This window comes from Burkholderia sp. CpTa8-5, from assembly GCF_017815045.1.
Classification (GTDB): domain Bacteria; phylum Pseudomonadota; class Gammaproteobacteria; order Burkholderiales; family Burkholderiaceae; genus Burkholderia; species Burkholderia sola.
This window is the reverse complement of the sequence record NZ_JAGIQD010000001.1, coordinates 64,296-89,824: the sequence shown is the minus strand read 5'-3', so window position 1 is coordinate 89,824 and position 25,529 is coordinate 64,296. Positions and strand designations below refer to the sequence as shown.

24 protein-coding genes and 1 pseudogene are annotated in these 25,529 nt (G+C 68.0%); 7 read left to right on the top strand and 18 right to left on the bottom strand.

Annotated elements, in window-relative coordinates:
- Positions 1–3: 3 nt before the first annotated feature.
- Together J8I35_RS00400 and J8I35_RS00395 are read left to right on the top strand one after the other, a co-directional pair.
- A pseudogene (locus J8I35_RS00400) lies at positions 4–255 on the top strand (helix-turn-helix transcriptional regulator); the annotation flags it as partial.
- Between the two features lie 122 nt (positions 256–377).
- The gene (locus J8I35_RS00395) at positions 378–2,813 is read left to right on the top strand and encodes a PEP-utilizing enzyme (RefSeq protein ID WP_209924185.1); all 2,436 of its coding nucleotides are present in this window, start codon (positions 378–380) and stop codon (positions 2,811–2,813) included.
- 71 nt (positions 2,814–2,884) lie between these two features.
- On the opposite strand, the gene J8I35_RS00390 is transcribed toward J8I35_RS00395, so the two are convergent.
- Positions 2,885–3,262, bottom strand: a complete 378-nt coding sequence (locus tag J8I35_RS00390) for a sugar ABC transporter ATPase (protein WP_209924184.1) — start codon at positions 3,260–3,262, stop codon at positions 2,885–2,887.
- 283 nt (positions 3,263–3,545) lie between these two features.
- On the opposite strand from J8I35_RS00390, the gene J8I35_RS00385 reads away from it, so the two are divergent.
- Complete coding sequence (locus J8I35_RS00385) at positions 3,546–4,526, top strand: helix-turn-helix domain-containing GNAT family N-acetyltransferase (RefSeq protein WP_050016592.1); 981 nt, start codon at positions 3,546–3,548, stop codon at positions 4,524–4,526.
- Positions 4,527–4,735: 209 nt separating this feature from the next.
- On the opposite strand, the gene J8I35_RS00380 is transcribed toward J8I35_RS00385, so the two are convergent.
- From J8I35_RS00380 to rbsK, 13 genes are all read right to left on the bottom strand, one after another.
- A complete protein-coding gene (locus tag J8I35_RS00380; RefSeq protein ID WP_050016590.1) occupies positions 4,736–5,065 on the bottom strand; it encodes an H-NS histone family protein in 330 nt (109 codons plus the stop codon).
- A 325-nt stretch (positions 5,066–5,390) separates the two neighbouring features.
- Entirely contained in the window at positions 5,391–6,740 is a 1,350-nt protein-coding gene (locus J8I35_RS00375) for a reverse transcriptase family protein (RefSeq protein WP_209924474.1), read from the bottom strand.
- 327 nt (positions 6,741–7,067) lie between these two features.
- On the bottom strand, positions 7,068–7,823 hold the full coding sequence (gene hutC / locus J8I35_RS00370) for a histidine utilization repressor (protein WP_124555139.1): 756 nt from the start codon (positions 7,821–7,823) through the stop codon (positions 7,068–7,070).
- Positions 7,824–7,873: 50 nt separating this feature from the next.
- Complete coding sequence (gene hutH / locus J8I35_RS00365; protein ID WP_050016584.1) at positions 7,874–9,367, bottom strand: histidine ammonia-lyase; 1,494 nt, start codon at positions 9,365–9,367, stop codon at positions 7,874–7,876.
- 7 nt (positions 9,368–9,374) lie between these two features.
- A complete protein-coding gene (locus J8I35_RS00360; RefSeq protein WP_050016582.1) occupies positions 9,375–10,166 on the bottom strand; it encodes an ATP-binding cassette domain-containing protein in 792 nt (263 codons plus the stop codon).
- Between the two features lie 27 nt (positions 10,167–10,193).
- Positions 10,194–10,940 carry an ABC transporter permease subunit gene (locus tag J8I35_RS00355; RefSeq protein WP_050016580.1) on the bottom strand — a complete coding sequence of 249 codons (747 nt, stop codon included), beginning with the start codon at positions 10,938–10,940 and terminating at the stop codon, positions 10,194–10,196.
- A 12-nt stretch (positions 10,941–10,952) separates the two neighbouring features.
- Positions 10,953–11,675 carry an ABC transporter permease subunit gene (locus J8I35_RS00350; protein ID WP_050016578.1) on the bottom strand — a complete coding sequence of 241 codons (723 nt, stop codon included), beginning with the start codon at positions 11,673–11,675 and terminating at the stop codon, positions 10,953–10,955.
- Between the two features lie 93 nt (positions 11,676–11,768).
- Positions 11,769–12,629: a transporter substrate-binding domain-containing protein gene (locus J8I35_RS00345; protein ID WP_050016577.1), complete on the bottom strand. Its 861-nt coding sequence runs from the start codon at positions 12,627–12,629 to the stop codon at positions 11,769–11,771.
- 332 nt (positions 12,630–12,961) lie between these two features.
- Complete coding sequence (locus tag J8I35_RS00340; RefSeq protein WP_209924183.1) at positions 12,962–13,927, bottom strand: SDR family oxidoreductase; 966 nt, start codon at positions 13,925–13,927, stop codon at positions 12,962–12,964.
- 198 nt (positions 13,928–14,125) lie between these two features.
- Positions 14,126–14,539, bottom strand: coding sequence for a DoxX family protein (locus J8I35_RS00335; RefSeq protein WP_050016574.1), 414 nt, complete (start codon positions 14,537–14,539; stop codon positions 14,126–14,128).
- A 629-nt stretch (positions 14,540–15,168) separates the two neighbouring features.
- Positions 15,169–16,116: a dihydrodipicolinate synthase family protein gene (locus J8I35_RS00330; RefSeq protein WP_124555142.1), complete on the bottom strand. Its 948-nt coding sequence runs from the start codon at positions 16,114–16,116 to the stop codon at positions 15,169–15,171.
- Positions 16,117–16,159: 43 nt separating this feature from the next.
- A complete protein-coding gene (locus J8I35_RS00325) occupies positions 16,160–17,479 on the bottom strand; it encodes an MFS transporter (protein ID WP_050015698.1) in 1,320 nt (439 codons plus the stop codon).
- A 60-nt stretch (positions 17,480–17,539) separates the two neighbouring features.
- Positions 17,540–18,466, bottom strand: a complete 927-nt coding sequence (gene rbsK / locus J8I35_RS00320; protein WP_050015576.1) for a ribokinase — start codon at positions 18,464–18,466, stop codon at positions 17,540–17,542.
- Between the two features lie 250 nt (positions 18,467–18,716).
- Between rbsK and J8I35_RS00315 the strand changes: the two genes are divergently transcribed.
- Complete coding sequence (locus tag J8I35_RS00315) at positions 18,717–19,793, top strand: LacI family DNA-binding transcriptional regulator (protein ID WP_050015578.1); 1,077 nt, start codon at positions 18,717–18,719, stop codon at positions 19,791–19,793.
- Positions 19,794–19,809: 16 nt separating this feature from the next.
- Here J8I35_RS00315 and J8I35_RS00310 read toward each other — a convergent pair whose 3' ends face one another.
- Positions 19,810–20,880 carry a lysozyme inhibitor LprI family protein gene (locus J8I35_RS00310; RefSeq protein ID WP_080334320.1) on the bottom strand — a complete coding sequence of 357 codons (1,071 nt, stop codon included), beginning with the start codon at positions 20,878–20,880 and terminating at the stop codon, positions 19,810–19,812.
- A gap of 116 nt (positions 20,881–20,996) precedes the next feature.
- Here J8I35_RS00310 and J8I35_RS00305 point away from each other — a divergent pair, with 116 nt between their 5' ends.
- The gene (locus J8I35_RS00305) at positions 20,997–21,281 is read left to right on the top strand and encodes a hypothetical protein (protein ID WP_209924182.1); all 285 of its coding nucleotides are present in this window, start codon (positions 20,997–20,999) and stop codon (positions 21,279–21,281) included.
- A 2-nt stretch (positions 21,282–21,283) separates the two neighbouring features.
- Here J8I35_RS00305 and J8I35_RS00300 read toward each other — a convergent pair whose 3' ends face one another.
- Both J8I35_RS00300 and J8I35_RS00295 read right to left on the bottom strand, forming a co-directional pair.
- Positions 21,284–22,405, bottom strand: coding sequence for a Fic family protein (locus J8I35_RS00300; RefSeq protein WP_209924181.1), 1,122 nt, complete (start codon positions 22,403–22,405; stop codon positions 21,284–21,286).
- Positions 22,406–22,497: 92 nt separating this feature from the next.
- Positions 22,498–23,415: a LysR family transcriptional regulator gene (locus J8I35_RS00295; protein ID WP_089490136.1), complete on the bottom strand. Its 918-nt coding sequence runs from the start codon at positions 23,413–23,415 to the stop codon at positions 22,498–22,500.
- Between the two features lie 129 nt (positions 23,416–23,544).
- Here J8I35_RS00295 and J8I35_RS00290 point away from each other — a divergent pair, with 129 nt between their 5' ends.
- Together J8I35_RS00290 and wrbA are read left to right on the top strand one after the other, a co-directional pair.
- The gene (locus tag J8I35_RS00290) at positions 23,545–24,270 is read left to right on the top strand and encodes a pirin family protein (RefSeq protein ID WP_050015583.1); all 726 of its coding nucleotides are present in this window, start codon (positions 23,545–23,547) and stop codon (positions 24,268–24,270) included.
- 61 nt (positions 24,271–24,331) lie between these two features.
- Positions 24,332–24,934: an NAD(P)H:quinone oxidoreductase gene (wrbA, locus tag J8I35_RS00285; RefSeq protein WP_012337108.1), complete on the top strand. Its 603-nt coding sequence runs from the start codon at positions 24,332–24,334 to the stop codon at positions 24,932–24,934.
- 98 nt (positions 24,935–25,032) lie between these two features.
- Here the strand turns inward: wrbA and J8I35_RS00280 are convergent, their stop codons facing one another.
- The gene (locus J8I35_RS00280; protein ID WP_089490137.1) at positions 25,033–25,341 is read right to left on the bottom strand and encodes a hypothetical protein; all 309 of its coding nucleotides are present in this window, start codon (positions 25,339–25,341) and stop codon (positions 25,033–25,035) included.
- Between the last annotated feature and the right edge of the window lie 188 nt (positions 25,342–25,529).

Below are 25,529 nucleotides of genomic sequence, written 5' to 3'. Positions count from 1 at the left end.
ACACTCGCCGATGCGCTGCACCCGACCGAACGCACGCTGCGCCGTCGGCTCGACAAGGACGGCATCACGTTCCAGTCGCTGCTCGACGACGTGCGTCGCGACGACGCCGTGCGGTTGCTCGACGATCACGCGCTGACGGTCGCCGAGATCGCGGAGCGGCTCGGCGACAGCGAGCCGCGCAGCTTCCGTCATGCGTACCGGCGCTGGACCGGCAAGACGCCGCGCGAGACCCAAACAAACGGCAAATTGACGTAAATCGACTCGCGTAGAATGCCCCACCATCCATCCGAGCGGGGCCACGCTTCCATTCCACTCGCACCGGGCAATACCAACAACAACCGCGGCAATCGCGACGATCGTCGACCGACGAAGCCTTCATGAGCCAACCGATCCTGTACCTCCTCGCCGGCAACGGCAGCGCAGCCGACTGGTGGGACGACGCGCTGCCCCACTTCCGGCGCTATCGCCCCGTGCCGCTCGAACTGCCGGGCTTCGGCGATCATCCCGCGCCGCCGTGCGAGGATCTCGCCGCCTATGCGCAGGCGCTGCTGGACGCGACCGAACCCGGGCACGCGATCATGGCGGTCGGCGTCAATGCGCTGGTGGTCCTGCACGCGTTGCAGCGGCGCCCCGGCCACTTCGGCCGCAGCGTGCTGCTCGCCCCGGTCGGCGCGTTCCTGTGGGAGCGGCGCCTGCCGAAACTGATGGCGCCGAAGCCGCTGCGCAAGACCATCCACTGGCTGCTCGCGCACTACCCGGCGCTGTTCGCCCGCAAGTTCTCGAGCCGGACCTGGACGTCCGCGCAGTATCGCCGCATGGGCGCCGGCTATGCCCGTTGCCGCGCGTTCGTGCCGCACTGGGATCTCGTGCGCGCCGATACCGCGCTGCCGCTGCTCGAGTGGGTCACCGATCGCATCGAACTCGTGTGGGGCGGCCAGGATGCGGTGCTCGGCGTCGGGCAGGCCGCCGCGTGGTCGGCGATCCTCGCGCGCGCCGACCTGACCGTCACGCTGCAGCCCGGCTGGGGACACTATCCGTGGATCGATGCGCCGGCGGCGTTCGCGCAGTGGCTCGAAGGAGACGACACGGGCTTCGTCGCGCATACCAAAGGCGGGCGCCTCGCGCTGGCCGCGATGGCCGGGCTGCCGGTGCCGCCCGCGCTGTCGCTGACCGCTGCCGACGATCCGCGCCTGCCCGGCTTTCTCGCGAGCCAGCCGGACGCCGAGTGGGCGATCCGGTCGTCGAGCCATGGCGAAGACCAGGCCGATGCGGCGAACGCGGGCCTGCACACGACGTTCCTGCGCGTACCGGCATCGCAAGCGGCCGCGCGCGTGGCCGAACTGCTCGACGGCGGCCTCGAGGAAGCCGTCGTGCAGCGCTTCATCACGCCCGTGCTGTCGGGTATCGCGTTCGTGCGCCATCTCGCGATCGAAGTCGAATGGGTCGAAGGTCACCTCGAAACGCTCGCCGACGGGCAGGCCAGCCCGCAGCGCGCGATTCTGTCGCGGCTCGGCGAGCCGTGGCAGCGCGGCACGTTCGCGACCGCGCACGGCCTGACCGCGCAGCAGCTGTGGGCGTTCCTGCAACGTGTGCTGCGCGCGTTCCATTACGTGCCGGGCGACGTCGAATGGGCGTGGGACGGTGCGCAGCTGTGGCTGCTGCAGTACCGTCCGATCAGCACCTACGGCTGGCATCGTCACCTGACCGCCGCGAACATCGCGGAGATCCTGCCGCCGCAGCCGAGCCGGCTCGTCGAATATGCGCAACGGCGGGCGGCCGGCAGCATCCCGGCCATCATGGCGCGCTGGGACGCACGCGTGCTGCGCGACAACGAACCGTTCACCGCGCTGTACGGCGGCGCGTCGTACATCAACAACGACCTGTTCCTCGCGCGTCTCTCGGACTGGGGCGTGTCGGCCGCCCACTACAGCGGCGAGATCGGCGGTGCGACGCCGCCGCTGCGCTGGCGAGCGCTGCGCCTGCTGCGTGCGCTGCCGGTATTCTGGCGGATGCTGCGCGTCGCGCGCGGGCACCTGCCGACGCTCGCGCGCGGCCTGGAACGCTTCGACCGGGAACTGGCGACGCTCGTCGAACGGCGCGCCGACGGCCAGCAACTGGCCGACTGGTTCACGCGCTTCTACGTGTTCGTCGTGCAGGGCAACCTGTGCATCGCGTCATCGCTGGCGAGCAGCGGCGGCGCCCTGTGGGGGCGTCCGCCGACCGCGTACGGCCAGCTCGACGACAGCCCGCACCGCCTGCCGTGGGAAACCGATCCCGGCACCGCGCGGCCACCGGCCGCGGACCTGCCGCTGCAGCCGTTTCCCGACTGGCCGCTGCCGGTCCGCGTACTGCACGCGCTCGGCGCGCCCGGCATGCGCGGCTGGTATCTGCAGGTGCGCGAGTGGTATCGCGACAACCTGATGCGCGTGTTCTTCCGCCTGCATCACGCGATGCCGGCCACCGAGCGCGACACGTGGTTCGCGCCGCACCCCGAGCGCCGCGATCGCAACGGCAGCTTCTGGCAGGACGGCAGCGAAGGCACCGACGAGGCGGCCGGCTTCATGATCTATCCGGGTGACACGCAGGGCGTGCTCGGCCGCGACATCCTGCTCGAAGACACGCTCGACCCGGGCCGGCACGCGCGGTACCAGGCCGCCCGGGCGGTGATCGCGCGCATGGGCGGCCGGCTGTCGCACGGCGCGACGCTGCTGCGCGAACTGCGCAAGCCATCGGCCGTGCTGCCGCGCGTCGAGGCAGCGTGGGTGGGGCGCGAAGTGCGGCTCAGCGACGGCCGGCTGACGCTCGTCGAATAGGACGCGCGCCGGCGTGGCGATCCGGCAACCGCATCGCACGTCGCGGTTGCCGCCTACCGAATCGGTACGCATCAGCGCAGCGGCGTGCGGATTTTCCCGTCGACCTTCAACGTGCGCCGGTCGCGCGCGACCTCGTATTCGACCGTCTGCGCGGGCGTGACCGCGCCATAGGACCGGCCGTTCACATAGACGACGCCGTCGCGCAACTCGACCCTGTCGCCGTTGACCGTCGCGGTGGCGCGGTCTCCCTGCAACACCGCGCCCGAACAGCCGGCGGTCGAAAAGCTGCGGACCGACGTGTCCGGCATCGCGGCGTTCCCGCCGCCCGGGTCCGCCGCATGCGCGGCGCTGCATGGCAGCGCGTCCATGGTGCCGGCCGCGTGGAGCGGCACCGCCCCGATGCCGCTCCCGGCAAGCAACGCGATCGTCATCGGCAGCTGCTTGTTCATCGCGATCTCCGTGGTCGGCAGTCGTCGATCGATGGGTCGATCGGCGCCCTGCTCGCAGGTCGGCCAACGCCGCCCAGTATGCGGCCACTTCGCCGCGCGCGGCCATCCGCTTCCATACCCGTCGCGGCCCGTCGCGCCGGCTCGTCAACGCGCCTCGCCCGCCTGGCCATCGGCCGCTCGGAGGCGCCCCCTCGAAACAACCGATCCACGTGAAAATCGCCTTGCTCAAGTTGCGACCCGCAACTATTATTGATTGCGATACGCAACCGTTCGGGAGCAAACCATGGACCTCATCGACGCACCGGCCAAGCCGCGCGACGCAACCATCCTCGAGCTGCGCGACTTTTCGCGCAAACTGGTGCGCGAGCTCGGCTTCATGCGCGCGACGCTGGCCGACAGCGACTGGGCGCCGTCGGCCGTGCATGCGATCCTCGAGATCGGGATGGCGCCCGGCATCAACGCGAAGGATCTCGGCGCCATCCTGCGGCTCGACAAATCGAACACGAGCCGGCAACTCGCGCGGCTCGAAGCGGCCGGTATCGTGGAGCGGCGCGTGTCGACCGAGGATGCGCGTGCGATCGAGCTGTACCTGACCGCCGAAGGCAAAAAGCTCCAAAAAAGAATCGACACGTTCGCGACCGATCAGGTGTCGAATGCGCTGCGCCGCATGATGCCGGCCGACCAGCAGGCGCTGCTGCGTTCGCTCGCGCTGTATGCCGATGCGCTCGCGCAGGACAACGCGGCCAGGGCGAGCGTCGCGCCCGCCGATGCGCCGTCGGTTCGCGAAGGCTATCGGCCGGGCTGCATCGGCGACATCGCGAGCCTGCATGCACGCTTCTATGCGGAGCACTGGGGTTTCGGCGCGTTCTTCGAACAGCGGGTGGCGACCGAGCTGGCCGCCTTCGCGGGCGCGCTGCCGGCCGACGGCAAGGCGCTCTGGCTGTGCGAGGAAGACGGCCGGACGCTCGCGTCGCTCGCGATCGACGGCGACCCGGCGACGGGCGTCGCGCACCTGCGCTGGTTCATCGTCAACGACGCGTTGCGCGGCTCGGGCGTCGGGCGTCGGCTGATGACGCTGGCGATGCGTTTCGTCGACGAGCACCGGTTTCGCGAGACCTACCTGTGGACCTTCAAGGGGCTCGATGCCGCACGTCATCTATACGAGTCGTTCGGCTTTGCGCTGACGAGCGAATCCGCGGGCACGCAGTGGGGAACCGAAGTGGTCGAGCAGCGCTTCAGCCGGCCGGGGCCGGCTGGCGGTTGAGATCGGCGGACGTGATCGCAGCTGGCCGGACGGCGGACGCGAAACGGCGGGCAATGCGCGGAAACGGAAAAGGAAAGGAGAAAACGTCGATCCGGTACGGCGGCGAGGCCGGCGATGTCGCGATCAGGCCGGACACCGAATGAAAGACAGCCGGCCGGCCCGCCTGCGCGAACCGGCCGGCGCCGGATGGCCTTGCGGCGCGGCGGGCTTCAGCCCTGATCGTCGCCCGGCCACCAGGTCCTCGCCTCGCGGTCGACGGCGAGCGTGTCGAGATCCTTGCCTTCGAGCCATTTCGGCCGCGGGCCGCGCCCGGACCATGAGCGGCCGGTCGACGGATCGTAGTACTTGGCAGGCGCCTTGCGCTTGCGCTGGACGATGTAGCCGAGCGCGCTCAGCACTTCCTGCTGCGAAATTCCCAACAGTTCGACCTGTTCCTTGAAGGCCGCGAGCGCGGCTTGCTTCTCCTTCTGCTTCGCCTCTGACAGCTTGATGTTCAGGTCCCGAAGTTGTGCTTCGAGTTCCTGCAGGGCCTGGGTCATGTATTCATCCTCTTTGGGCATGTTTTTGCAAAAAGCTCCGATGGCCGAACCTACCACGAAGTTCCGCCTATAGGGGCTGTCAAATCGGTGAATCGTCCACCTGAGCCGGCATGATTTGCGCGACGCGCACCAAACGACGTCGTGCGTCACTGACAGGCAGGACCAGGCCGGCAACGGGCGGCACGCCGCGTACGCATGCACGGGACGAACGGCGGCGGCAAGTGATTCGCCGCCCCTGACACGGGCGCGGCATGGCGCGAATGATAGCAGTGCGCGGCGTCGTGTTGCAGAAGTCGCTGACCGGAGTCGATTCGGGCCCGACGGTTCAGCGGTTTTCGCTGCCGGCGCCCCACGCGATCCGGTCGAACAGCGTACGCAGCTTCGCGCCGCGCGCCGCATTCAGCGCGGTCGCATGCGCGACGCGTCCGGCCAGATGCGCGCGAAAATCCGGATGCGCGTCGCGATTCTGCGACGCCGGGCCATGCCGGATGCAGTTGGTCAGGATGGCCTTCAGGCGATCGAACGCGTCGCGCGCCAGGTTCGGATGGCGGTTGACGACCACGCCGGCCAGTTGCTGCCGCGTGCCGCGCGGCATCACGCGCGTCTTGCGCAATTGCAGCGCGAAGCCTTCCTCGAATGCGATCGCGGCGACCCGGATTTGCAGCCGCTCGACGTCGCGCGCCAGCGCATCGCCGCCGGAAAACGCGAGATCGTCCGCATAGCGCGTGTAGGTCGCATCGAGCGAACGCGCGAGCGCGGCGAGCCGCATGTCGAACCGGAACGCGCACAGGTTCGCGAGCGCCGGCGACGTCGGCGCACCCTGCGGCAGATGCCGTTCGCGATAGCGCTGGCGGCCGATCCAGTCGAACCGGTCGCGCAGGTCCGGCGCGAGCAGCCGTGCCGACGGCACGCGATTGGTGCACAGCCCGGTGAGCGTGCGCGCGACTTCGGCCGGATACCCGAGCGTCGCGAACAGCGCATGGACGCGCGCGGCGCGCACCGACACGAAGAAATCCGCGAGGTCGAAGCGCACGACGACGTCGCGATCCGCATGCGGCGCCGCGAACGACACGATCCCGTGCCCCTTGCGAAAACCGTGTACCGCGCCATGCGGCGCGATGCGATCGAGCAGCTCGTGCAGGATCCGACGCTGCGCTTCGCGCAGCCGCCCCTTCGGGATTTCGACGAGGCGGCACCCGCCGCTGCGCTTGTCGACCGAGACGTACGTGTAGTGATGCAGCGGCGTGGCGCTGCCGCGCGCGTCGACGCGCCAATGATCGGACAGCCAGTCGAGTGCCGGCGTGCTGATGCCGAGCCAGCCGGCGAGATCGCCGGGCGTCGGCCATTGCGGCACGTCGCAGCCGGCGAGCGGCGCCGGCGGCGGTCGCTGGACCAGCGGCCGGCGCACGATGCGGACCACCGCCGGCCGACGGTCGCCATACCATGCACGCACGAACGCGGGCGCGTCGGCAAGGACCGCCGCGAGCACGTCGGTGTCGGTATCGGCCCAGTTCGCGGCGAAGCGGACGAGCGCGACGTCCGCGCATTCGTACGTCCACGGCGGCGCGTCGCCGAGCACGGCCGCCATCCGCGCGACGACGCCGTCGCGCTCGGGCGAACCGGCGAGCATCGCGTCGGCAATCGTACGGGTGGTGTCGCGCAGGGATGAGTGCATGGACGAAGAGGGGCGGGACGATGAGCCAACGTGGCTGGTACTGCGAGTGCAGTCGTTGCGCAACGCGCAACATGCGCACTTGCGACGCATCGGCGTATCGATCTGATCCACGGGGTAGCCCCGTAGTCCTGGAACATCGGCTGCCTGTTCCGGGCGTGTGCTTGACCCGCCGCCCCGCGTCGCGACTTTAATCGGCGACGACGCCAGGTGTCAAATCGAGCCGGACGACGCGCGATGCGCGGCGGCATCGCGATGCGGTCGCCCGATTTCCCGACGCGCCGGCCGAAGCGGCAAACGGCCCGCTCCGCCCAGCGCCACCCTGCTTCCCTACATGTTGCCCGCCAGATGAAACCGCGACGCCGGATGCCACAGCCTGACCGACGTGGCGACCTGCTCGCCGACCCACGTCCGGCGTCGCAGCAGCAGACACGGTTCACCGATTTCCATCACGAGATGCCGGCGCACCTGCGCATTGGGCTTCTCCGCGTAGATCTGGAACTCCGCACGCTGGATCGGCGCCAGTCGCACCATGTAATGGTTCGGCGTCTCGATCGTGAAGTCCTGCTCCAGATACGCGGGAAACAAGGCCGGATTGACGTAGCGATCCTCGAACTGGATCGGTTCGTCCTCCTCGTAATGCACGATCCGCGAATGAAACACGGGCCCCGCGCGCAGTCCGAGCGCGTCGATCGCATCCGGGTCGACGCTGCGCTCGATCATCAGCACGCGCGCACTGTGCCGATGGCCGCGCTCGGCGATCTCGTCCGCGATGTTGCGGATCTCCAGCACCGTCGATTCGTAATGCCGGCGCTCGACGAACGTGCCGGCGCCCTGGATGCGCGTCAGCACGCGCTCGGCCGTCAGTTCGCGCAGCGCGCGCGACACCGTCATCCGGGCCACGCCGAATTCCTTGACCAGTTCCGCCTCGGTCGGGATCGCGGCGCCGGGCTTCCAGTCGCCCTTCGCGATCCGCTCGACGACGTAGCGCTTGATCTGCTGATAGGCCGGCAGCGCCCGCGCCGGTACGGTGTCGACCGATGCCTTCGCAGGCCGTGCGGAAAGTCTGCGTTCCGTTTCGCTCATGCGCCCTCGACCGGATGAATGTGGGGTGATCGGCCCGTCCTCGACCGTCGTCACTGCAACGACGGCGGCGCACCGGCGACGATGCCGGCCGCGATCGCGATATCGTCCGCGAGCGGCCGGTCGTCGTGATACGCCGGCACGCGTTCGCGCACCTGCCGCCACAGCGCGTCGGTCGATGCGGCCCGCGCCGTTTCGGCCGGCTGCAGGTCGTACGCCTGCGCGGCGGCCAGCAGCTCGATCGCGAGCACGCGCGTCGTATTCTCGATGATGTCGAGCGCCTTCAGCGCGGCCGGCGTCGCGTGACACAGGTGATCTTCCTGCAGCCCCGACGTGATACCGCCGTCGAGGCTCGCCGGCGCGGCAAGCCGCTGATTCTGCGCGACCAGCGCGACCGCCGTGTACTGCGCGATCATGAACCCCGAGCAACTGCCGCCCGGCGCGGCAAGAAACGCCGGCAGCCCGCTGACGAGCGGATTCACGAGCCGGTCGAGACGCCGCTCCGCGATCGCCGCGACCTGGGCCATCGCCGCCGCGAGGCTGTCCATCGCGAGCGCGATGCCCGCGCCGACCGCATGCGCCTGCGAATGCACGGCCGGCGCCTCCCGCGTGCCGGCGACGATCGGATTGTCGGTGACGGACGCGAGTTCGCGATCGACGACCTCCGCCGTGACGTCGAACACGTCGCGCGCCGCGCCGTGCACGTGCGGAATCGTGCGCAGGCTGAGCGGATCCTGCGTATGCCGGCCGCTCGCCGCGACGAGCATGCCGCTGTCCGCCAGCAATGCACGCAAACGGGCGCCGACCTGCCCGATACCGGGCGAAATCCGCAGCGCGAGCGAAGCCGGATCGAATGCGGCGAGCTGCCCGCCGAGGTTCTCGAAGCTCATCGCCGCGATCCAGTCGGCCCAGTCGAGCAACCGTTCGGCGCGAACCAGCGCGAGCGCGGCCAGCCCCGTGACGCACGGCGTCCCGTTGACGAGGCTCAACCCCTCCTTCGCACCGAGGACGAGCGGTTCGCGGCCGATGCGCCGCAGCGCCTCGTCGCCGCGCACGCGTTCGCCGCGATGGCGCGCATGGCCGTGCCCGACGCAGACGAGCGCGACGTGCGCCATGTGAGTCAGGTACCCGACCGAGCCGTGCGCCGGCACTTCGGGCAGGCAATCGTGCTCCAGCAGCGCGACGAGCTGTTCGACGACGTCGGCCCGTACACCCGAATGACCGTGCGCATAGTTGTTGATCGCGGCCGCGATGATCGCGCGCGTTTCGGCCGCGCCGAGCGGCATGCCGACGCCTACCGCATGACTCATCAGGATGTTGTGCGACAGCGTGCTCTGCTGGGCCGGCGATACGATCACGTCGCACAGCGCGCCAACGCCGGTATTGACGCCATAGGCGCGAATCCCGCGCGCGACGATCTCGTCGACGAGTTCGCGAGCGGCCACGACCCGCGCGCGCGCATCGTCGGCCAACGCCAGCGGCTCGCCGGCCGCCACCGCCGCCACCTGCCGCCAGTCAAGCGGCTGCGCCGCACGGAATACGGTCATGGCAGCCTCAGTTCGTGGTGCGGTCGTGGTGGCTCGACACGAATTGCCGGAAGCGCTCGGAGGTCTGCCCGCCGAACACTTCATTGGGCGTCCCGTCCGTATCGACCTCGCCCTGATGCAGGAACATCACGCGATTCGACACGTGGCGCGCGAAACCCATTTCATGCGTGACGACCAGCATCGTGCGCCCCTCTTCCGCGAGCGAGCGCATCACGCGCAGCACCTCGCCGACCAGCTCCGGGTCGAGCGCCGACGTCGGTTCGTCGAACAGCATCACCTTCGGATGCATCGCCAGCGCGCGGGCAATCGCGACGCGTTGCTGCTGGCCGCCCGACAGGTGTGCGGGATAGTAGCCGCGCTTGTCCGCGAGACCGACGCGTGCGAGCAGCGCCTCAGCCTCCTCCACCGCTTCCGCGCGACTGCGCTTCTGCACGCGCAGCGGCCCCTCGACGAGGTTGTCGAGCACCGTCATGTGCGACCACAGGTTGAAGTTCTGAAACACCATCCCGAGCTGCGAGCGAATCCGGTCGACCTGGCGCCGGTCGCTCGGATGCAGCTTGCCGTCGCGCGCGCGCTTCATCGCCAGTTCTTCGCCCGCGAGCGCGACGGAGCCGTCGTCGGGCGTCTCGAGCAGGTTCAGGCAGCGCAGGAACGTGCTCTTGCCCGATCCGCTCGCGCCGAGGATCGAGATGACGTCACCCTCGTGCGCGTCGAGCGAAATGCCCTTCAACACGTGATGATCGCCGAACGACTTGTGGATGTTTCTGACCGACAGCGCAACGGGAGCAGTGGTGTTCATCGGATTCTCTTTGAAAGGACCGGGCGCTCAGGAGGCGGCGCGCTGAGGATTGCGCGCCGCCGCGGCGGACGCACCGGACGGCTTCGGCGCACGCAGGTGCCCGGAGAGCCGCCATTCGAGCGCGCCGAGCAGGCGCACGACGATGAAGTTCAGGCCCAGATAGATGAGGGCCGCGCAGACGAACACCTCGGTCGTCCGGTAGGTTTGCTGAATGATCTGCTGCGCGACGCCCGTCACTTCCCACACCGTGACGAGGCTCGCCAGCGCGGTCGACTTGACGAGCAGCACGGCCTCGGTCGAGTACGCGGGCAGGCACTGGCGCAGCGCGATCGGACCGATCACGCGCCGCAGCAGCGCGAAGCCCGACAGGCCGATCGAATAGCCGGCCTCGATCTGCCCGACCGGTACGGCCATCAACCCGCCGCGCAGGATTTCGGCCGTATAGCCGGCCGTGCACAGCGCCAGCGACAGCACCGCGCAGACGTACGGCTCGCGCAGCACCGGCCACATGAAGCTGTCGCGGATCACGCCGAACTGGCCGAGCCCGTAATACACGAGGAACATCTGGATCAGCAGCGGCGAGCCGCGAAACACCAGGATGTAGGCGCGCGCGAAGCGGTTCGGCAGCCAGCTCGGCGACACGCGCATCGTGACGATCACGAGCGACAGCAGGCCGCCGAGCACGAGCGATGCGAAGAACAGGCCGAGCGTGGTCGGTACGGCCGCGAGCAGCTGGCGCAGCGTATCGACGAGAAATGCGAAATCGATGGACATGCCCGTTCTCCGTCAGTTGCGCGCGAAATTGCGGCGGAACGACCGGCCGACGATCGCTTCCGCCCGGTTGAACACGCGGTTCGACAAGCCCGTCATCAGCAGATACAGCGCACCGCCCGCGACGAAGAACACGAAGTACTGGTGCGTCGAATTGGCGGCGATCTGGCTCGTGCGCAGCAACTCGGCAAGACCGGTGACCGAGATCAGTGCGGAGTCCTTCAGGCTCAGTTGCCACACGTTGCCGATACCGGGCAGCGCGAAGCGCAGCACCTGCGGCACCAGGATGCGCCGCAGCACCATGCTGCGCGGCATGCCGATCGAGCGCGCCGCTTCGAGTTCGCCCTTCGACACCGCGAGCACCGCCGCGCGATAGACCTCCGCCTGATAGGCGCCCGAGATCATCCCGACCGCGAGCGCGCCGATCACGAACGGCGGCACGCCGATGAAGCCTTCCGCGCCGAACCACTGGCCGACGGCCGTCACGAGCGTCGAGCCGCCGAAGTAGAACAGATAGATGACGAGCAGTTCGGGCACGCCGCGAAATACCGTCGTATACAGATCGCCGAGCAGGCGCAGGGTGCGGTAGCGCGACAGCTTCGCCGCCGCGATCGCCGCGCCGATCACCGCGCCGACCGCGAGCGCCGCGAGCGTCAGCGCGACCGTCATCAATGCGGCGAGAAGCAGCACACCGCCCCAGCCTTCGGTACCGAAGCCGAGCATTTCAAGAATCTCCATGCGTGCCTCCCTGCATGCGTTGAGTGAATCCGGCTGAATGCATGCCGCCGCGCGTCGTTCGACGACCTTACGCGGCGGCGACCGAACGTGCGCTTACGGCGTGACGTCGGTCTTGAACCACTTGTCGGCGAGCTTCTTCACGGTGCCGTCCGCGAGCGCCGCGGCGATCGCCGTATCGAACTTCGTCTTCAGGTCGGCATCCTGCTTGCGAAACGCGAGCCCCTCGCCCGGCCCCCAGATCGGGCCGCCGAGCTTCGGCCCCGCGAGCACGATCGATGCGTTGTCCTTCTTCGCGTTGTTCGCCGCGTAGTACGTGACGTCGTCGAACGATGCATCGATGCGCCCCGCGACCAGATCGAGATCGCGTTCGGGCGACGTCTTGTACACGCGGATCGACGCGATGTCCTTGAAGCTGTCGTTGATGAATTTCGTGTAGACGGTGCCCGACTGGATACCGATCGTCTTGCCCTTCAGCTGCTTGCGCAGCGTGTCGACGGTCGGCTTGTCCGCGTTGGCGTCGCCCGTGAGCTTGACGATCGGCGCGCCGGGCGCGGCCTTCGGCAGGATCTTCGTATCGGTGACGGCGAACGTCGCCGGCGTCGCCGCATACGGACGCGAGAACAGCAGGATCTTTTCGCGCTCCGGCGTGATGGAAATCGCATCCATCAGGATATCGAACTTGCCGGCCTGCAGGCCGGGGATCATCCCGTCCCAGTCCTGCGCGACCATGTTGCACTGCACCTTGATCCGCTCGCACACGTTGGCGAGCAGTTCCGGCTCGAAACCGCCGAGCTTGCCGCCCGGCAGCGTGAGGTTCCACGGCGCGTAGCCGCCTTCGAGCGCGACCGTCACCGTCTTCCATTCCTTGGCCTGTACCGGTGCCGCCAGAGTGGCCGCCGCAGCCGCGATGACGCCGATCGTCCTGATTGCCCACTTGATGCGCTTGCCGTTCACGAGATTTCTCCTTGCGTTGAGGTTCGCCAATCCCTTCGGTGCAGCAAGCCGCCTCAGGAATTTGTCTATACAAGCATGCAAGAAGAAAAACAGCGAAGCAAGCCGTGGTCAATAAAAACCGCGGAAACGCGGGAAATCCCCTAATTTCAAGGGTCTAGCGTGCATCGTTGCGGGGAAATCCGGCACATGTTTGGTGCAATTCGACTGATCGAATCTCAAGGATGACTAGACAAATTTTGAATTCGATCGCCGCTGCGCTCGACCGTGAAACACGTCTGACGATCGGCGAGTGGATGTCGGCGAGGTATCGTGAGCCGTGAAGGACGCCGACCCTACCGCGCCTGCGGCGCATCGCGCAGCACGGACCGCAACGCAGTATCGAACGGCGTCGCGTAATCGATCCCGAGCGCGCGCACGCGCGCGGCATCCAGATGGCAGTCGTACGGGCGCGGCGTCGCGTCGGTCGGCTGGGCGATCGGCGCGAGCGACGCGTCGATGCCGAGCGCGGCCGCGATACGCTGCGCGATGTCGTACTTCGTCATCGGCTCCTCGCTCGACCAATGGCGAATGCCCGTGACGGATTCACCCGCGAGATGGCGCAGCGTCAGGTCGTGGATGACCTGCGCAACGTCGGGCGTGTAGGTCGGGTAACGGATCGCCCATGCGTCCATGCCGACCGCGTCGGCGCCCGGCCGCGCCGACGCGACGACGGCCGGCACGAGGCTCGTGACGGCCGATTCGCTCCAGTCGGCGATCGGGCCGAAGAGCAGCGGCAGGCGCAGCACGCACGACAGCGGCGAGGCGGCCAGCAGCGCGGCCTCGCCTTCCAGTTTGGTACGGCCGTAGATGTTCAGCGGGTTCGGGGCGGCGTCCTCGCCGTAGGGGGCTGCCTTGCCGTCGAAGACGTAGTCGGTCGAGATGCCGAGCGTCCATGCGCCGTATCGCGCGGCAAGCGCGCCGACGCGGGCCGGTGCGGTGACGTTGATGGCGCGGGCGGCGGCCGGGTCGCGTTCGCAGACGTCGGGGCGGCGTTCGGCGGCGCAGAGAATCACCGCTGCCGGTCGGTGAGTTTCGAAAACGCGTTCTAGGGACGGCTGATCGAGAACGTCGAGCTCGACGACGTTTTCCGGCGGCAACGCGAGCAGTTTCGCGCCGGCGGTTTGCGGGTTCCGGATAGTTGCCAGCAGCGTCAGCGACGATTCGCGAGCCAGGGAGGCCGCAACCGCGCGGCCGAGCAGGCCGGAGGCGCCGATGAGGAGGATGGTTTTGTGCAGGGTCGACGGAGATGGGTTTGGCATCGGTGCGATCAATCACGGGAAACGAATGGATTATCGAGCCTATTGAATCGCAGGAACGATCGCCGCGCAACGCTTCGGTCTACTGGCTCGCATCCGGTCGCGAACATGTGCACCGATCTCTCCGTCGCCCGAAAAGGCAAAACCCGGCGCACTCGCGCGCGCCGGGCTCCCGATACCGAACGGAAACGTCGCCCTGCGTTACTTCCGGTCGACCGAATACCGCCCCGGCCCGCTCAACGCGAGCAACAGCAGCCCGCCGACGATGCTCACGTTCTTGTAGAAGTTGATCATCGCCATGTACTGCTCCATTCCCTGCAGCGCCCAGTAGCGATGGCCGATCAGCGCAGTCGCGAGCGTATAGGCGGCGAACGCCAGCGCGAGCGGACGCGTATAGAAGCCGATCGCGATCAGCACGCCGCCCACCAGCTCGACCGCCACCGCGATCGCGGCCGCCAGCTCGGGTGCCGGGTTGCCGGTCGACGCCATGTACGCGACCGTGCCCGAGAAACCGGTCAGCTTCTGCCAGCCGAACAGCACGAACAGGATCATCATCAGCACGCGAGCGGCCAGCAGCAGCTCGTCCTTCTTCGACTCCAGCGAAACGTAACGCATAGCAATCACCCTTGAATTGACGGTTTGATGCGTCCGGTGCCGCTGCGCGCTCAATCGGCGCGCGATGCCGGCAACGGATCGCTCTTCGCGCAATCGGACGGCAAGCCATCTGGCCTGCCACCGAAGAATCCGTCCGGTGGCGCCGCGACTGGCGGCACGCTCCGGACCGGTTCTGGCGAAGCACGGGTGCAGTCTACTGTCACGCCTGAAATCATCAATATGCCAAAACGTGATTCGCCGTCTCGAATTAGTGGACAATCGGCGAGGATCGATCCGTCACACGACGTCTGCTGGCCATGCAAGCCGCCGCCTCCGTCTGTCAGCAAGATGAAGCTCCTTTACGTTACGGAATCAGTTGATAGTCGACACCGCGCTCGCGGATCTCGGGCGGTTCGCGTTCGTGATGGGGTGAATGGCCGTCGAATGACAGCCGGCGGTACGGCGGCGCAGCGGTATGACGGTACGCGTTGCCGCCACCGGCGTGATGGGAATCGCGATGTTTGGATGGCGCCGCGATTGCGACGCATCGTGCAAGACGGATCGTTCCAGCAGGCAACGAGCGTGCCAGCCACGTGCTCAGCACGCGATGCGATCGCGTGCCACGCCACTGGCGTGACACGCGTCCTCCGTTACAACGCAGCGATCCGCCGGCGGAAATGTTCGGTACCGGCGACGATCTTGTCGAGCACCGCGTCGAGCGCCCAGAAGCGTTCGCGCACGTCGTAGTCGATCGCCCGGCACTTGATCGACCCGAACGTGCCGATCCGCTGGTGATACAGCTTCGCGAGCGCCGGGTAGCCCAGCGCCTCCGAGACCGCCGAGACGACGAGGAACGTCGACAGTTCGTCGGCGAGCGCCGGATTCGACTCGCCTTGCGTGCGCAACCACCGGTAGAGATCGGGATGGAAGTTCGTGAACACGCCGTTGAAACCGGCGGAGCCGGCCTTCATCGCGTCCCACGCGATCGCGGCGTTCGCGTTCAGGATCTTCAGCGGCGATCCCTCGGCAAGCGCGACGCGCCGCTTCACCGTCGCGAGATCGCAGCTCACGTCCTTCAGCATCACGAACCGACCCGTGTCGATGCACGCGCGCAGTTCGTCATCCGACAGAAGCCGCCGGTAAGGCGCCGGACATTCGTACAGGCCGAGCGGGAGATCCGACGGCAGTCGCGCGAGCAACCGGTGCAGATGGTCGAGCAACGCGGCGCTGCCCTTGCGTTGCGGATCGAGCCGGTTGGTCACGAGCACGACGCCCTGCGCGCCCGATTCGGCCGCCGCGCACAGTTCGGCGACCTGCGCGTCGAGATCGTCGCTGATGTGGCCCGACGCGACGACCGGCACGCGCCCGGCCACGCGCTCGACCACGAAGCGCGCGAGCGCCGCGCGTTCGGCCAGGCTCAGGAACTGCATCTCGCTCGATTGCGCGACCGCGAACAACGCATCCGAGCCGTGCGCCAGATACCATTCGATGAGCCGCTCGAGCCCGGCGTAGTCGATCGCGCCGGCGTCGTCGAACGGCGTCAGCATCACCGGCACGATCCCCTCGATGGTCACGTTCGATTGCTGCGGATGTTGCATCGGTTTCTCCTTCCTTCAGTGAATGCGAATGCAGGCTGCACGATCACGCCGGCAACGGTCCGGGCGCGGCGTTCGCGGCCTGTTCGGGAATCGGCTTGCGCACGAGCAGCAGATAGGCCATCGCGCCGGCGAACGCGATCGCCGCCGCGGTGAGCAGCGCGGGCACGAACGACCACTTCTGCGCGATGATGCCGGTCAGGATCGGCGCCAGCGCACCGCCGATGAAGCCGCCGAAATTCTGGATTGCGCCGAGCGACGCGATGCGGCTCGGCGGTGCGGCCGCCGTCGCGAGCGCCCACGAGCACGCCGACGCCGCGTTCGCGAGAAAGATCACGACCGAAATGCATGCGAGCGCAACCGTATTGCTCTGCACGAGCGCGGCCGGAATCGTGAACGCGACCATTCCGAGCATCGCGGCCACCACCGCGTTGCGCCGGCTCACGACCGGCGACCGGCTGCGGCGCGTGACGAAATCCGACAGCCAGCCGGCGACGAGCGAACCGACGAACCCGCACAGGAACGGCACCGATGCGGCGAATCCGGTACGAATCAGGCTCATGTGCCGCTCCATCGTCAGGTAGCCCGGCAGCCAGGTGAGGTACACCCAGTTCAGGTACACGGAGCCGAAGAAGCCGATCAGCATCCCCCAGGTCGTGCCGTGCGAGAACAGGCTGCGCCATTCGACGAAGGTCAGTTTCGGCGCGGCGGCGACGCTTTGCGCATCGGCATCGAGATAATTGCGCTCGGCGGTAGATAGTTGCGCGCGCACCGGATCGCGATACAGCGCGAACCACACGACGGCGACGACGAGACCGAGCGCCCCGGTCACGACGAACGCCCAGCGCCAATGGAACGAGGCCACGAGAACCGACAGCAGCAGCGGCGCAAGCGCGGTACCGAGCGGCGACGCGGCATTGAAAATGCCGGTCGGCGTGCCGCGCGCCCGCAGCGGAAACCAGTTGCTCACCACGCGCGCGGCCGACGGGAATTGCGGCGCCTCGCCGATGCCGAGCACGATGCGCGCGACGATGAACCACCCGAACGTGGACACGAGGCCGCCCGACGCCTGCGCGAACGACCAGACGATCAGCCCGATGCCGAGCAGCCGGCGCGGGCCGATGCGGTCGACCAGCCCGCCGACCGGAAACTGGCACAGCGCATAGCTCCATGAGAAGGCCGACAGCAGCAGCCCCATCTGCGCGAGCGACAAGCCGAGATCGCCGCGGATCGCCGAACTTGCGACGGCCAGCGTGCCGCGATCGAGATAGTTGACGATCCCGCTCGCCATCAACAGCGCGAGCGCGATGCGTTGACCGCGCCGGATCCGGGGCGGCGCGTGCGGAACAGATGGGTTGTCGTTCATGTCGATTGTCTCCATGTCACTGATAGGGGCCGGGTTCGGCCGTTCCGTCGCATGCGGAATTCAGGTGTCCGACCGTATGACCTCGTCGCGCGTCGGGATCGACGTCTGCGCGCCGTGGCGCGTGACGCTGATCGCGGCCGCCCGCTGGCCGAAGCCGATTGCGTCGTCCATCGACGCGCCGCCGGCCCGCGCGGCTGCAAACCCGCCGACGAACGTGTCGCCGGCCGCGGTCGTATCGACGGCCGCCACCGCGATCGCACGATGATGGCCGCTGCCTGCGCTGCCGCGCCAGCAGACGCCGCGCGCGCCGAGCGTGACCAGCACGTTGCCGGCGCCCTTCGCGCACAGCGCCTCGGCGGCGCGCGCGGCCGACACGTCGTCCCCGACGGCGATGCCGGTCAGCGACTCGGCCTCGGTTTCATTGACGACGAGATAGTCGACCCGCGCCAGCAATGCATCGAAGAGCGGCTGCGCGGGCGCGGGATTGAGCAACACCGGCGTGTGGTGCGCGCTGGCGCTGGCAATCGCGCGCGCCACGGTGGCGACCGGCACTTCGAGCTGGCACACGAGCAGCGCGGCCTCGGCGATCGCGTCGCGCGCCGCGTCGATCCGGTCGGCATCGACGCACGCGTTCGCGCCCGGCACGACGACGATGCTGTTCGCACCGCCGTCGTCGACCGTGATCGTCGCGACGCCGGTCGCCGTGCCGCCGATCCGGTGCAGGTGCGTCACGTCGATGCGCTCCGCCGCCAGCGCGGCGTGCAGGCGCGCACCGAACGCGTCGTCGCCGACGCAGCCGATCATCGCGACCGACGCGCCGAGGCGCGCGGCCGCCACCGCCTGGTTCGCGCCCTTACCGCCGTGAACGGTCTCGAACGTCGTGCCGAGCAGCGTCTCGCCCGGCACCGGCAGGCGCGGCGCGCGCGTGACGAGATCGATGTTGACGCTGCCGACGACGGCGATACGCGGTGACGGGATGCCGTTCATTGCTTGATGTAACCGCTTACATTTGCGACCGACAAAATGACCGAAAAGGCCGTCGTCTCGGAAAATTTCGCCATACGGATTGGAAAAGTGTCTGACATAATAGGGAATCAGCAGCAAGATAGCGCTTACATTCTGGCAGGCTCGATCGAGAATGCAAGCGGGCCATCATGAATCGAGGGTAAACAATGACGCCAATGACGCTTCTGACGGCACACGGCAGCGGCACGGTCGCCACGTGCGGAGGCAACCGATGAGCACGCCCCGCGCACGCCGCGGCAGCGGCCGCTCGGTGCTCGGCGACGTCGCGAAACTGGCCGGCGTGTCGACCGCGACCGTCTCGCGCGTGTACAACGATCCCGGCAAGGTGTCGGCCGACGTGCAGCAGCGCGTGCGCGACGCGGCGCTCGCGCTGAACTGGATCCCGAATGCGGCCGGCCGCGCGCTCGCGTCCACGCGCACCCACATCACGGGCGCGATCATTCCGACCCTTGACGATCAGGTGTTTGCGTCGCAGGTCGCCGGCATGCAGACGGTCATGGCCGAGCACGGCATCACGCTGTTCCTCGGCTGCTCGAACTACGACCCCGCGCAGGCGCTCGCGCAGGTGCGCGCGATGCTGTCGCGCGGCGTCGAAGCGGTGTCGCTGGTCGGCGAAGCGTATCCGCCGGAACTGTTCGAACTCCTTGCGATGCATCGCGTGCCGTACGTCGTCACGTATGCGTACCGCGACGACAGCCCGCACTGCTGCATCGGCTTCGACAACCGCGCGGCGTTCGCGCGGCTCACCACGCACCTGCTCGATCTCGGTCATCGCGATTTCGCGATCATCATGCAGCCGTCGACAGACAACGACCGCGTGCAGGCCCGACTGCGCGGCATTCACGACACGCTGGCCGCGCACGGGCTCGCGGTGCGCCCCGTGCATCAGCACGAAGGCGCGGCCACGATCGCGTTCGGGCGCGCGAGCCTGCGCGCGATCGCCAGCAGCGACGCGGCGACGCGGCCGACCGCCGTGATCTGCGGCAACGACGCGCTCGCGCTAGGCGCGCTGCTCGAAGCGCAGGCGCTCGGCATCGACGTGCCCGCGCAGTTGTCGATCACCGGGTTCGACGACATCGCGCTCGCGCGCGAGATCCAGCCGCCGCTGACGACGATGTGGGTCGACACCGACGCGATCGGGCGTCAAGCTGCGCATGCGTTGCTCGACGCGCTCGAAAACGGCGCCACGGGGTCCGGCCATGCGGTCCAGCCCGAGTTGCGCATACGGGAATCGGCGGCGCCGCCGGCGCGGACGCAGGCGCGCGCGGCGCGGAAGAACAAGACGTAGCGGGGCAGCGCCCTGTTTACTGCGTCACGTCGATCGGCAGCGTCTTGTCGAGATTGTCGTGCCACGCGTTGATCGTCTTCGGCACCGTTTTCTTCCACGCGGGCACGTTCGAGTAGTAACGCATCCGGACGTTGTTCTTCGCATCGAACACGAGCAGCCCGATCCACAGATCGGTGCCGCGGCGCATCACGATCGCCGCGTTCGTCGTCGCGATGCCGCGCACCCAGTACGACGTCACGTGTGCGTTGAGGCCATCGAGGTCCTTCTCGTCGGCGCTGAGATTGACCACGTCGACGAGCGTCTGATAGTCGGCGCCGAGCAGTTTGTGCGCGGCCGCGTTCTGCTGTGCGTCCGCGACGACCTTGAGGCTCAGCAGGTCGGCCGGCGGCTTTGACTGCGACTGCGCGGCGGTCACGTAGTTGCCTGCGTACATGACGCCCATACCTGCGTCGCAATCGACATCGGCACCCTGCTGCGTGACGCGGATGCGTCCGCCCTTCCGGTCGAAGTCAAGCCGGCATTTGTCCCGGCGATAGGTTCCGCTGTCACCGTGCAGCACGATGTTGCCGTCGAGCCCGCCATCATGGGCGCCGTTGTTGGCGCTCAGCTCGAAATGCAGGCGCGGCACCGTGCCGGTAAACGTCAGCACACCGCCGAACGATGGGTTGTCGCTGTCGAGATACCACGTCTGCTGCCAGCGATCGGCGGCCAGCGGCATGCCGTTCAGGCTCGCGAGCCGTTCGCGGTAGCGGTCGCCCAGGCACGACGCATCGCTGCCGCACTGGTCGCGTTGCTTGAGCCACTTCAATTGCGCGGCCTTCAGCGCGGCCGTATCGCCGCCCTTCGCGAGCGCCCGCTTCCACGCTGTCGACAGATCGCCGTCGAGCTTCGACAACGCAGTGTCCGCACAGATCGTTTTTTCGGTCGGCGACGCGGCCTTCGCGCAGTCGAAGCCGGCCGCATACGCGACGGGCGGCAGCCACATCAGCAGCACGGCCGCCGCGACGGATAACAGGTACGTGCTCCGCTTGCCGCTTGCGCAACGTGCAGCGTGTGCGCGCGGATTCGATCGGTTGTGAATGGTCATCGGCTTGATCGTCGCTGGGTCGCGCATCCGTAGAAGCTACGTGCACGCGACATTCGAGGTAAAAACGCCCGGCCCGGCATGCGACGCATGGCGCCGCCCGGCGAAGCGTAACCCGAATGCGCGACGCCGATCAATCGACGTTCGATGTTGTCGCAACCAATGTCGGCGACCCTGCCGCAGTGCAACGCACGATACCGTCGCGCAACGCAGTTTCCGTCACGCGACCGATGATCCCGACGCACACGATCACGCGATCGCCGTCACGCGTGGCGGGCCCGCCGTCTTCCATCGACGAGAACCGGATGCGCCGCAACCTGCCACACACGTCTGGCAATCGCACCGGCTGCATCGGCCACGCACATGACGCCTTTCGCGCGCAGGACGAGACGAGCCGACAATGACGTCAGCCGTCGAACGGCACCAGCTCATAACTCGTGCTCCGCCCGCCGGACGCCGAGCGCCGCAACATGCGCTGCTCGACGAGCGCCGTGATGTCGCGCAGCGCCGTGTCTTGCGAGCATTTCGCGAGAGCGGCCCACTTGGTGGTCGTCAGCTTCCCTTCGAAGCCGTCGAGCAGGCGATTCATGACCTTGACCTGGCGTTCGTTCAGCGCGACGCCCGCGCATCGCTGCCAGAAGCGCGCCTTGATCAGCACCGCATCGAGCGTCGTGTGCGCATGATCGATGGCCCGACCCAGCGTATCCAGAAACCACGCGAGCCACTCGGTGACGTCGAGCGAGCCGCGCTGCGTGCGCTCCAGCACGTCGTAATACGCGTTGCGCTCGCGCTCGATCTGCGCGGACAGGCTGTAGAAACGCTGCGGGCTTCGATCCGCGCGCGCCAGCACCAGATCGCCGAGCGCGCGCGCGATACGACCGTTGCCGTCGTCGAACGGGTGGAGCGTGACGAACCACAGATGGGCAAGCCCGGCCCGGATCAGCAACGGCTCGGCCGGCGGCGCGTTGAGCCACGCGAGAAAGCGCGCGATCTCGTGCGTCAGGCGTACGGCCGGCGGCGCCTCGAAATGCACGCGCTGCCGGCCGATCGGCCCGGAGACCACCTGCATCGGCCCGCTCGCCTCCGTGCGCCATCCGCCGACCGTGATCCGCGACAGCCCCGAATAGCCGGTCGGAAACAGCGCGGCATGCCACCCGAACAGCCGCGCTTCGGTGACCGGTGCGGCCGAATGGGTCGTCGCATCCAGCACCATGTCGACGACGCCTTCGACGTGGCGATCGACCGGCGCCAGCGCGCCGATGTCGACCCCGAGCCTGCGCGCGATCGACAACCGGACCGATGCGACATTCAGGTTCTCGCCCTCGATCGCGCTGGTCTTGACGACGTCCTCCGTCAGCGCGGCCAGGCTCGCCTCGTCGCGCAATGTCAGGCCGACATCCGCCAGTCGGCCGACCAGCATGCCTTGCGCACGGCTGACGTCGGCAAGCGGCGCGGCGAGGGCCGGAAGGTCGAAGCGCCATGCCGGCCAGTCGGCCGATTCCCAGAGGAAGGTGTAATCTCCGCTCATGATGCGGAGATTATCCACCCATTCGCCGCAGCACTCAATAATCTCCGCAAATTCTGCGGAGATTACGCGCCCCATTCACCGCAAGCGGCCGGCTACCGTACCCGGCCCGCCGCGCTCGCCTCCGCCCCGGCCGGCTCCCCGAGCCGTTCCGCGAGAAACCCGATGAACGTGCGCAGCGTGACGAACCCTTCCCGGTGCTGCGGAAACACCGCATTGAGCGTGATCGGCGGCGGCACGTACGCGTCGAGCACCGGTACGAGCGCGCCGCTGTCGAGCGCCGCGCCGACGATGAAGTGCGGCAGCAGCGCGATGCCGAGCCCCGCGATCGCGGCGTCGCGCACCACTTCGCCGTTGTTCGCGACGAGCGGCCCCTGCACGTCGAACGTGCGCGCCGCGCCGTCGACGCGGAACTCCCAGCCGACCCGCCGCTCGCGCCCGTACAGCACGCACGTGTGGCCGGCGAGATCGGCCGGCGTCTGCGGCGTGCCGTGCCGCTTCAGGTAAGCGGGGCTCGCGCACGCGATCATCCGCCACGCGCCGAGCGGACGCGCGATCAGCGTCGAATCCTCGAGCGAGCCGATCCGCAGCACGAGGTCGAAACCCTCGCCGATCAGGTCGACGCGCCGGTCGGTCAGGTCGAGGTTCAGCCGCACGGCCGGGTGCGCGGACAGGAATTCGGCGATCAGCGGCGACACGTGCGTGATCCCGAACGACAGCGGCGCGCTGATCTTCAGCGAACCATGCAGCTCGGTGCTGCGCACCGACATCGCCTGCTCGGCGTCGGCGATCTCCGCGAGGATCCGCTGCGCGCGCGCATAAAACTCCTGCCCCGATTCGGTCACCGCGAGATTGCGGGTATTGCGATGCAGCAGCCGCACGCCGAGCGACGCCTCCAGCGCCATCGTGCGCCGGCTGACGAACTGCTTGGACAGCATCAGCTGATCGGCCGCCGCCGTGAAACTGCCTGCGTCGACGGTCGCGACGAAGATCCTCAGGTCGTTGAGTTCCATATTGTCCACTCCAGAGCGACAGTCATTATCTCTGCAGCGATTTATTTGTCAAATCGATTGACCTAAGATTCATCTCAACGAACAGCCGAGCCCACTTCCGAGGTCCGGCGACTTCAAGGACAAACAATCATGATCGATATCCGTGCAGCAAACCAACGTGGCCGTGCGGAGCATGGCTGGCTCAGCTCCCGTCATACGTTTTCGTTCGCGAATTACTACGATCCGAAGCAAGTCGGCTTCTCCGACTTGCTCGTGATCAACGACGACCGCGTCGCCCCGGGCCGCGGCTTCGGCACGCACCCGCACCGCGACATGGAAATCCTGTCGTACGTGCTCGACGGCGCGCTGGAACACAAGGACTCGATGGGCACCGGTTCGGTGATCGTGCCGGGCGACGTGCAACTGATGAGCGCCGGCACGGGCGTGCGCCACAGCGAGTTCAACCACTCGCCGGACACGCCGGTCCACTTCCTGCAGATCTGGGTCGGGCCGGCCGAAAAGGGCGCCGAGCCGCGCTATCAGCAGACGAATGTCGCGGCCGACGACAAGCGCGGCAAGCTCGCCCTCGTCGTGTCGCCGAACGGCGATGCCGGTTCGCTGAAGATCCGGCAGGACACCCGGATTTACGCGGGCCTGTTCGACGGCGACGAAAGCACTACGCTGGAACTTGATCCGAGCCGCTTTGCCTACGTGCACGTGGCGCGCGGCAGCGTGACGGTCAACGGCGTGACGCTCGGCGAAGGCGACGGCGCACGCATCCGCGGCGAACAGGCGCTGACGATCGCCGACGGCAAGGACGCCGAGGTGCTGGTGTTCGATCTGCGTCCGGTCGAAGTGACGGCCGAATGGGCGTGATGCCCGTTCGGGAAACCGGGCCCCGCTGACCGCGGGGCCCTTTTAATCGGAGATTCGCAACATGGCCAAGGTTCTCGTTCTGTACTACTCGTCCTACGGGCACGTCGAAACGATGGCGCAGCACATCGTCGAGGGTGCGAAATCGGTGCCCGGCGTCGAGGTCACGCTCAAACGCGTGCCGGAAACGATCCCCGTCGACCAGGCCCGCGCGATCGGCGTGAAGGTCGACCAGGCCGCGCCGGTCGCCACGGTGGACGAACTCGCCGACTACGATGCGATCATCTTCGGCACGCCGACCCGCTTCGGCAACATGGCCGGCCAGATGCGCACGTTCCTCGACCAGACCGGCGGCCTATGGATGAAAGGCGCGCTCGTCGGCAAGATCGGCAGCGTGTTCGCGTCGACCGGCACGCAGCACGGCGGCCAGGAAACGACGATCACGTCGTTCCACACGACGCTGCTGCATCACGGGATGGTGATCGTGGGCGTGCCGTATGCGTGCAGCGGCCTCGTCAACATGAACGAAATCACCGGTGGCACGCCGTACGGCGCGACCACGCTCGCGGGCGCGGACGGCAGCCGCCAGCCGAGCGCGAACGAACTCGACATCGCGCGCTACCAGGGCAAGCACGTGGCGGAACTCGCGAGCAAGCTCGCGTCGTAACGCGGCGGGCTCGCGGGCCCGCCGTCCTGCCCTTCCGCAGATGAACGAACGGCGCCGGTTCGACCGGCGCCGTTCGTGCTGTGCCACGCGTTCGACCGTTACTGGCCCGAAGCCGGCGCGGCCGGCGCCGCGTTCGTCGCGGGCGCCTTCTGCACGGCATTCTGCGGATAGTTGCTCTGATCGCCGGTCAACCGGTAGCCGCTGCCGGTGCCGATCGCCTTCAGGTCCGACGCGTGCCGCGCGCGGGCCGCCTTGCGCGCCGCCTTCTTCTGCGCCTTGGCGAGTTGCTTCTGCGTCGGCGCGGACGCCGCCGCGTCCTGCGCGTATGCCGCCGGCGCGGCGGTCAACAACAGACCGAACGACGCCGCTACTGCTACTGCCACCGAAACCACGCGAGACTGCTTCATGGCCGATCTCCTTGTCGATTGTTGAGTGTGGGTCGGACACCGGCGTGCACGCGATGGCTTGCGACAACGGCGCCGATGCAACGTTAGCCGATCGGCGCGCAAATGTCCGTGTGCGTTCCTGAATTGTCCTGATAACGTCAACGATACATGCGCGCCGGGTGCGCCGCCCTTTCGGCGTGCCGTCCGCG